Source organism: Micromonospora sp. NPDC047465 (assembly GCF_040643125.1).
GTDB lineage: Bacteria > Actinomycetota > Actinomycetes > Mycobacteriales > Micromonosporaceae > Micromonospora.
This window is the reverse complement of record NZ_JBEYTP010000027.1, coordinates 90,377-98,760: the sequence shown is the minus strand read 5'-3', so window position 1 is coordinate 98,760 and position 8,384 is coordinate 90,377. Positions and strand designations below refer to the sequence as shown.

5 protein-coding genes are annotated in these 8,384 nt (G+C 73.5%); 2 read left to right on the top strand and 3 right to left on the bottom strand.

Annotated features, from left to right (window positions below):
* From ABZ793_RS23365 to ABZ793_RS23355, 3 genes are all read right to left on the bottom strand, one after another.
* Positions 1–727 (bottom strand): hypothetical protein (locus ABZ793_RS23365; RefSeq protein ID WP_357460744.1); only part of this gene is annotated, 727 nt, incomplete at its 3' end.
* Positions 728–736: 9 nt separating this feature from the next.
* Positions 737–1,030 carry a WXG100 family type VII secretion target gene (locus ABZ793_RS23360; protein ID WP_350711723.1) on the bottom strand — a complete coding sequence of 98 codons (294 nt, stop codon included), beginning with the start codon at positions 1,028–1,030 and terminating at the stop codon, positions 737–739.
* Positions 1,027–1,335 carry a hypothetical protein gene (locus tag ABZ793_RS23355; protein ID WP_357460740.1) on the bottom strand — a complete coding sequence of 103 codons (309 nt, stop codon included), beginning with the start codon at positions 1,333–1,335 and terminating at the stop codon, positions 1,027–1,029. Before ABZ793_RS23355 ends, ABZ793_RS23360 begins: the two co-directional genes overlap by 4 nt.
* A gap of 170 nt (positions 1,336–1,505) precedes the next feature.
* Here ABZ793_RS23355 and ABZ793_RS23350 point away from each other — a divergent pair, with 170 nt between their 5' ends.
* Both ABZ793_RS23350 and ABZ793_RS23345 read left to right on the top strand, forming a co-directional pair.
* Positions 1,506–4,007, top strand: a complete 2,502-nt coding sequence (locus tag ABZ793_RS23350; RefSeq protein WP_357460737.1) for a serine/threonine-protein kinase — start codon at positions 1,506–1,508, stop codon at positions 4,005–4,007.
* A 2-nt stretch (positions 4,008–4,009) separates the two neighbouring features.
* The gene (locus ABZ793_RS23345; protein WP_357460748.1) at positions 4,010–8,311 is read left to right on the top strand and encodes an FtsK/SpoIIIE domain-containing protein; all 4,302 of its coding nucleotides are present in this window, start codon (positions 4,010–4,012) and stop codon (positions 8,309–8,311) included.
* Positions 8,312–8,384: the final 73 nt, after the last annotated feature.

Genomic DNA, 8,384 nt, shown 5'->3' with positions numbered 1-8,384 from the left:
CCGCCTTGGCGGTGCGGAACACGTCGGCGTTCTCCAGGTACGCCGAGACGATCTTGGCGCCCTTCGGCTGCGTCTGCCGGGTCGGCGTGGTCCGCCGCGACCGGTGGGCGGAAAGGCGGGGCGCGGCGGCGAGGACGGCCTGGGCGCAGCGGTTCGCGGCGTCCCGGTGGCGGTAGGCCGCCTGTGCCACCGCCCGGCAGGCCATCTGCCGTTCGAACTCACACATGCCCGCCTCGCGGCCGAGCGCCACGGCCCACTGCCGTTCGGGCTCCCGGAGGCCCTGGCTCAGGTGCGCCGCCGATGCCCCGTCGAGCCCGCGCCAGATGTCGTCACCCTGGAAGGACACGGGCACCACCTGACAGAACCGCTGCAACAGCGCTTGGTAGCGCTCGTGCGCCTGGGTGCCCTGCCGCAGGGCGAGCCGGGACGCCGTCTGGACCTGATCCAACTCCTGGGCGTAGCCGGACAGGGCGGCCGCGCAGGCGTCGTAGGCCGTGGTCAGTGTGGCGGCGTCGTCGGGAAGGTCGGCGAGCATGACGTCGAGGACGTCGGCGTAGTCACCCCACAGCCGGAGGCGGGCCCGGTCGGCGGCCACCCCACGCAGCCGCTGGCCGGCCTTGCGGGACTGGTCGGCCTGCTGCCGCAGTCGGTCGGCCAGCGCACGGACCTGTTCCGGTGACCCGGGCGTCGGATCGGTCCGCTGGTCGACGACCAGCCAGTTCTCCATCCGCGGCGATCAGCCGAGCCCGCCGGCGAGGCGGTTGTCCAGGTCCTGGTATTCCCGGACCACCTCGTTGAGGAACGTCGACATGCCCTCCAGGCCGTCGATCATGTTCTGCGCGCCGGTGGACCACTGCTGGTACGAGTCCTGGAACCGCCCGGAGGCGAGCTGCGTCCGGAATTCGCTGCCCACGAGTTGGTCGATCATGGACTTGAGCGCCTGGAGCCGTTGGGTCATCTCCACCTGCCCGGACCTGAGCTGCGACGCCGCCCGCTGCAGCCCGTCGTAGCCGACATTCACATCCGTCATGTGTCGCTCCTTCTGCTGGTGTGGCCGGGTGTCGCGTGGCGGTTCAGCACCTCGTCGAGCGAGAACTGCCCGTCGGCGACCCGGTCGAGCCACCGCGCCAGTTGCCGTAGCGACTCGTCCAGGTCGCGGTGGGACCGTGCCGTGGCATCGGCGAAGCGCTGCAACGAATCCGCCAGCGCGTCGGATCCGGCGAACCCCGGGGCGTCGGGTCGTTGCCAGGTGGCCGCCGCCTCGGACCGGACGGCGTCCAGGCCCCTGGACAGCTGACGCATCCCCTCCGGATCCAGGCTGAAGCGTTCCGCCATCGGTCCTGCCGCCTCCTGACATCCGTCGCCGACCGGCTGTCACCCGGCACCGCCCGATGGCGCCGGATCGGCTGGTGACGCCGGTGCTCCGGCCGTGCTCGGGGCATTGCCGCCAGGGCCGTCCCGGTACTGTCCACAGTGACTCTACGGGCTGCCGGCAAGGAGTGGGTGTGCAGGATTCCCGGTCGTCTCAGCGGCTGGTGGCGGGGCGGTACCGGCTCGCCGAGGTGCTCGGCCGCGGGGGGATGGGAGTGGTCTGGCGCGCGACCGACGAGCTGATCGGCCGGGCGGTCGCGGTCAAGGAGATACGTGCCGACCCGGCCCTGCCGGCCGAGGAGCGCGCGCTGTTCGGGCAGCGGGCACTGCGCGAGGCGCGGACGGCGGGGCGGATCAGTCACCCGGCCGTGGCCGCCGTCCACGACGTGGTGCCCGCCAACACCGACGACGAGGCGGTCTACATCGTGTCGGAGCTGGTGGAGGCGCCGAGTCTCGCCGACGTCCTGGAGCATGCCGGGGCGCTGCCGCCGGCCCGGGTGACCACGATGGCCGTGCGGATCCTCGACGCGCTGGCGGCGGCGCACTCGTCCGGTGTGATCCACCGGGACATCAAGCCCGGCAACATCATGGTGCTGGACGGCGACGACGTGAAGCTCGTCGACTTCGGCATCGCCCAGGCCGACGAGGACAGTCGGCTGACCCGCAACGGCGTGATGGGCTCCACCGGCTACCTCGCGCCGGAGCTGTTCCACGGTGCCGAGCCGACCCCCGCGACGGACCTGTGGTCGGTCGGCGTGACTGTGGTGCAGGCGGTCAACGGCGAGGCTCCGTTCGACCGCGCCTCCACCGCGGCGACGATCCGCGCGGTCCTCCACGACGACCTGCCGGCCGTACGCTGTGACCCGCCGCTGGCCACCGTGATCGTCGGGCTGCTCGCCCGAGACCCGGATCGACGGATGACGCTGGAGCAGGCCCGCGCGCTGCTCGCCGGCGCCGATGCCGGCGCTGACGCCGCGTCCGGCCCGCCGGCCGGCAGCGGAACCAGCGGGCCCATGGCCGGGGCCGCCGACTGGGAGCAGCAGCCCACCACCCTGCACGGGAAGACCGCCCCCGGGGCAGAGCCACGCGGGCCGGTCCGGCTCGCGCCGCCCGACCCGGACGCCGCCTTCCAGGTGTCGCCGCCGCAGTCGATCCGCCGCGCCAACCTGCTGGCTCTCGTGGTCCTGCTGGCGCTTTCCGGATGGGCAAGCTGGATCCTGCTGCACGAAACGCTGGGCCTGCCACTGATCACCGTCATCGTGGCGGTGGCGGCCGTGTGGGCCGTCGGAGCGAGCAGTGTGCACTTCCCGTGGCAGGGCCGGCTGAAGATCACCGAGGAGGCGCTGGTACTCCAGGGCACAGCGGCCCCGACGGCGCAGGGGCGATCCGATGTCGTTTTGGGCTGGGGTGACGTGAGCGAGCTGATCGTGGCTCCCGCCACGGCAGGGTCCGTGGATCGAACGAGGATCACCGTCGGCTTCGCCACCAAAGCCGCGGCCGCCCCGCTCTCCGTGCCGCCGTTCAAGGGCTACCTGCGGCAGCGGGTCAACGACGGTCCGATCTGGGTCGTGGGTGACGTCGTCGCCGACCCCGAGGAGATGGCGGAGACGGTCGAGGCCGCCGTCCCGGACCACGTCACCGTCGCGGACGAGACGGGCGGCGCCGCAGGCGGGGCCGCGGCGACCAACGGTCACGTCGGCCCGCGCCGGGGTGGCCTGGTCCTGTGGATCCTGCTCGTCCTGGGCCTGATCGGCGGGACCTACTACTACCGTGACCAGACCGCGGACCTGGTCACTCTCACCGAGGACGCGACGTCGGTGGTGGCGTACGGGCCGGACGGCACTCTGCTCGGCAGCGCCGCCGAGGACACGATCACCGTGTGGAACGTGGCCACCGGGCATGCCGTCGCCATCCTGTCCGGCCACACCAACGAGGTCACCTCCTTGACCTTCAGCCCGAACGGGAAGTTGCTGCTCAGCGGCGACGACGGTGGGGCCGTCAAGCTGTGGGACGTCAGCACCCAGCGCAACACGGCCACCCTCGCCGTCGACGACAGCGAGTTCCGGATCGTCTCGGCGCGTTTCAGCCCCGACGGCACCGCGTTCGCCGTCGCCGACTACGCCGGGAACGTCGCGCTGTGGCGGCAGGCCAACCTGGGCAGGCCCGTTCCGGTCGATGCCGAGGGCATCGACGTCGGCGTCATCCGGTTCAGCGCTGACAGCCGGATCCTGCTCGGCGTCGACGAGGAGAGAGGCGTCCGGCGTTTCTGGCAGACGACCAACGGGGCCAGCGTCCGCCCTGCCGGCACCTTCGGTCTCATGGCGACCGTCCGGCCCGACAACTCCGTCCTCATCCGGGATGCGGGCTCCGACCGGATCCTGACCACCCTGCGCGGCAACACCTACAGCGTCACCGCCACCGCCTTCGGCCCCGGGGACCTGTTCGCCACGGGCACCTGGGACGACATCCGGGTGTGGCGGACGACGACCGGCCGCCCGGTACGGGTCCTGGGGACCAACCTCTTCCAGTTCAGCGGTCCCGACTGCGATTCGCTGGCGCTGAGCCCGGACGGCAAGACCCTAGCGTGCGGCAGCGACGACGGGCTCCGGCTGTGGATGTTCGGGGCGGAGCGGTGACGATGATCCTCCGGGTGACGGTCCGGGATGCCGGAACGGGGCTCTGCCGGGACGTCGAGGTGATCGCGGAGCCGGGCACGAACGTGGGTTCCCTGCTGTCGGCGCTGCCGGTGCCCGTCGACGGCCGGCCGTGCTTCGTCGGGGCGGTCCGGCTGGACGCCCGCTCGACGGTGGCCGACAGTCCACTGGTGCCGGGTGCGGTCATCAGCGTGGGCGGGCCCGGTCCTGCCGGTCGCCCCGTCGGCTCCGGTGCCGGCGGCGTGCTGGAGGTGGTGGGCGGCCCGGACGCCGGCCTCGCCGTGGCGCTGCCCCCGGGCCGGCACTCGCTCGCCCGGAGTTCCCGGGCCTCCGTGTCGCTGCGCGATTCCGACGTGTCCCGGCGCGGCCACGCTGAGGTGGTCGTCCACGCCGACGGCAGCGCCGAGGTCGCCGACAGCGGTTCCAGCAACGGCACCTTCGTCGACGGCGTGCGGATCACCGGGCGGACGAGGCTGACCCCGCGCGCCGTGCTGCGGGTCGGAGCCGACGAGCTGCGATGGAGCCCCGCCAGGGCTGGCGCCCTGCGGGTGGTGCGCGCCCCGGACGGGCGACTGGACTTCGACCGGGCCTTCGACCCGGCCCCGGTCGTGCCGAGCGTCGAGGTGACCCTGCCGGTCCACCAGCCCGCGGTGCGGGGTTCCGCCACGATGGCCCTGCTCGGCGCGGGGGTGGCCGTGGTGGCGGCGCTCGTCACGCAGCAACCGATGCTGTGGCTGGGCGCCGCCGCGGCCGTCATCGGGTACCTGGTGATGAGCTCGTCGGAGGAGAAGCAGGGCCAGGAGCGGGAGAAGGCCTTCACCGACGCGAAGCAGGCCGTCCAGGACAAGATCACGTCCCAGGTGCGGGAGGAGCAGAAGATCCGTCACCTGCTCGCCCCCGGGCCGACCCGGATCGTCGAGACGGCCACGGGGGAGCGTTCCGACCTGTGGACGCGGCGATCGGATTCGCCGCACGGCCTGACCCTGCGCGTCGGCACCGCCGACCAGCCGGCCTCCGTGACGGTACGCGGGGAGCCCTGGCCCGGCTTCGAGCCCCCGACGGTGCGGGCCGTGCCGGTGACCGTCGACCTGCGGGCCACCGGTGTGCTCGGCGTCGTCGGAGCCGACCAGCCCGTGGCCGACATGCTGCGGTGGCTGCTGATCCAACTGGCCACCCTGCGCGGTCCCGACGACCTGCGCCTGGTCGTGGTCACCGCACGGGACTCCGACGGGCTGGGCTGGACGCGGTGGTTGCCGCACGTCGACGCCGGCGCGGGGGAGGCCGTGCCGTGCTGGATCGGCAACACCGCGCAGACGCGTGCCGCCCGGGTGCGGGAGCTGGGCCGCCTCGTCGCCGCCCGACGCGGTGACCGGGTCGCCGCGCCCCGCGGTCAGCTCGGCACGGAGGTGGTCGTGGTCCTGGACGGCGCTCTCGCCCTGCGCGAGCTGCCCGGCATGGACGTGGTCCTGCGCGACGGGCCGGCGGTCGGCGTGTACGTGATCTGCGCCGACCGGCACAGCATGAACGAGTGCCGGGGCCTGTGCGAGGTGGGCGAACGCTCGGTCAAACTCACCCGCAGTCCGGACGACGCGCCCGTCACCGGCCGCCCGGACGCCCTCGACGACGCGACAGCCGAACGGCTGGCCCGCTCGTTGGCGCCGATGCGTGACCGCGCCACCCTCGCCGCCGCGCAGCACGCCGTCCCGGGCCGGGTCCGCCTGCTCGACCTGCTGGGCCTGGGCGTGCCGACGGGCGACGACGTGCTCGCGCTCTGGGGTGACGGTCGAGGGCCACGCACCCGGGTGGTGCTCGGCGCGGACGCCGGCGGGCCGGTGCACGTCGACCTGGCTGAGCAGGGCCCGCACACGATCCTCGGTGGCGCTACCGGCGCCGGCAAGAGTGTCCTGCTGCAGACCCTGGTCACGGCCCTGCTGCTGGCCAACCGGCCGGACGAACTCAACATGGTGCTGGTGGACTTCAAGGGCGGCAGCGCCTTCCTGCCCTTCGAGCGCTGTCCCCACGTGGTCGCGCTCATCCGTTCCACCGGGGAGACCGTCGCCGACGTCTTCGACGACGCGGCCGCGGCGCGGGTGCTGGCGTCGATACGCGCGGAGGTGAGCCGGCGCGAGTCCCTGCTGGCCTGCTACGAGGGGGAGATCGACCGGTACTGGGAGAAACGTCGCGCGCAGGCGCAACTGCCGCCGTTGCCCCGGCTCGTCATGATCTTCGACGAGTTCGCGCGGGTGCTCGACGCCGCTCCGGACTTCGTCCGGGAACTGGTGAACGTCGCCGCCAAGGGACGGTCCCTGGGCATGCATCTCGTGCTGGCCACCCAATCGTTGCAGGGCAAACTGTCGCCGGAACTGAAGAACAACGTCTCGCTGCGGATCAGCCTGCGCCAGAACGAGGCCGCCGACAGCACGGAGGTGCTCGGCGTGCCGGACGCCGCCGCGATCCCCGGTGCACTCCGTGGACGCGCGATGATCTTCTGCACCACGGCCGAGACCCGGGTGCCGCAGGAGTTCCAGTCCGGCTACCTCGGCGACCCACCGCGCTCCGGCGTCGTCGCGGCCTCCGTCCGTGCCCTCGAACGGGCCGACCTGGGCATGCCGCGCGCCGTCGAGAGCACCCGCCCCGGGGACGCCGCGACCGACCAGGACCTGGCGATCGCCGCCGTCGAGGAGGCCACCCGCACAGCGGGGCTGTCCGCTCCGTTCCGGCCGCTGCTGCCCCCGCTGCCCGCGACCATGACCCTCGACGACCTGCCCCGCCGGCAGACCGCCGCCCCGCCGGCCACCGCCGTACCGCTCGGCCTGGCGGACGAACCCGGGCTGCAGGCGCAGCCGGCGGAGTTCCTCGACCTCGCCGCCGCCGACCGGCTGATGGTCGCCGGTGGTCCGCAGTCGGGCCGCACGACGTTCGCCCGGACCCTGGTAACGAGCCTCGTCACCCGATTCGCACCCGACCGGGCGCACCTCTACCTCATCGAGCGCCGACCTGGCGGGCTCGCCGACTACGCCGACCTGCCGCACTGCGGCGGGGTGTTCACCCCGGCGGATGCCGACCGGATCCGCCGCCTGATCACCTGGCTTGACCAGGAGACCAGGCGGCGCGCGGCCCACCGGCCGGGCCCGGGCGACAGCCCACGCCCCCACGTCGTGGTCGTCGTCGACGGCTGGGAGCACTTCGAGGACCACGGCGACCCCGACTTCGTGGAGACCCCGCTGCTCGCCACGCTCCGCGGCGTCGTCACCGCGGGCGCCCCCCTCGGTGTGCACGTCATCCCCCTCGGCGGCCAGGACATGCTCAACCACAAGCTGCCGAGCCTGTACAACCGGCGGCTGCTCCTGCCGTTCCCGAAGGAGGACACCCGGCGCGCGCAGCTGAGCTCCGCGATGGCCAGTCCACCCCCGCTGCCCGGGCGCGCCGTCGACGCCGGCAGCGGCCGACACGTCCAGGTCTGTCAGCCCACGCCGTCCGCCGCGCAACTCGTGGCCGAAGCCGGCGCTGCCGCCCGGGACGTCGACCCGGCCCGGCTGCCCCGACGGTTCCCCGCGCTGCCCACCCGGATCACCGTCGACGAGTTGGCCCCGCCCGACGCACCCCCGAGCGCCACCTGGATTCCCCTCGGCGTCGGCGGGGCCGACAACATCACCGTCGGCGTCGACCTCTTCGAGGCCGGGCCCCACCTGCTCATGGTCTCGGGGCCGCCGGGGGCCGGTCGCACCACCGCCGCCGCCACCGTGGCCCACGGCCTTCGCCGACGGGGTGTGGGCGTGCTCGCGGTCGCGTCGTCCCGGTCGCCGCTATCGCGACTGGTTCCGGACGATCCGCGGGTACGAGTGCTCACCGGAACGGCCATCGCGGACACCGACCTGCGGGCCGCCGCCGCGGCCTTCGCCGACACCCCCTTCGCCGTGATCGTCGACGACGCCGACCAGGTCTCGGTGCTCCCGACCGAGCAGGGGTTCGCCAGCGCGCCCACCCTGCTGGAGGAGATCGCCCAGCCGGCTGCCCGCGGCGGTCGCGCACTCGTCCTGACCGGCGACGCCGCACCCGTGCTCACCGGCTTTCCCAGCCCCCTCGCCCGGCTGATCAACACGGTCATGAACATGGGCACCCGCCTGCTGCTCACCCCCGAGAACCGTGCGACGGCGCTCGCGCACAACGTGGCTCTCGAACCGGACCAGTACTTCACCGATCCACCCGGGCGGGGCTACCTGTCGACCGGTCGGTCGCCGGCTCTGCTGCACCTTGCCGTGCCCGAGGCGGACCAGGCCCGGTAGCGGCAGCCGGCAGCGCCACGACCTCGGTCGCCCGGTCCGCGCCACCCGGCCCGTGACGAACAGGGCGGGGGTG

Coding starts and splice junctions, on each gene's coding strand:
- ABZ793_RS23360 (WP_350711723.1), bottom strand. CDS start 1,030: ATGACGGATGTGAATGTCGGCTACGACGGGCTGCAGCGGGCGGCGTCG.
- ABZ793_RS23355 (WP_357460740.1), bottom strand. CDS start 1,335: ATGGCGGAACGCTTCAGCCTGGATCCGGAGGGGATGCGTCAGCTGTCC.
- ABZ793_RS23345 (WP_357460748.1), top strand. CDS start 4,010: ATGATCCTCCGGGTGACGGTCCGGGATGCCGGAACGGGGCTCTGCCGG.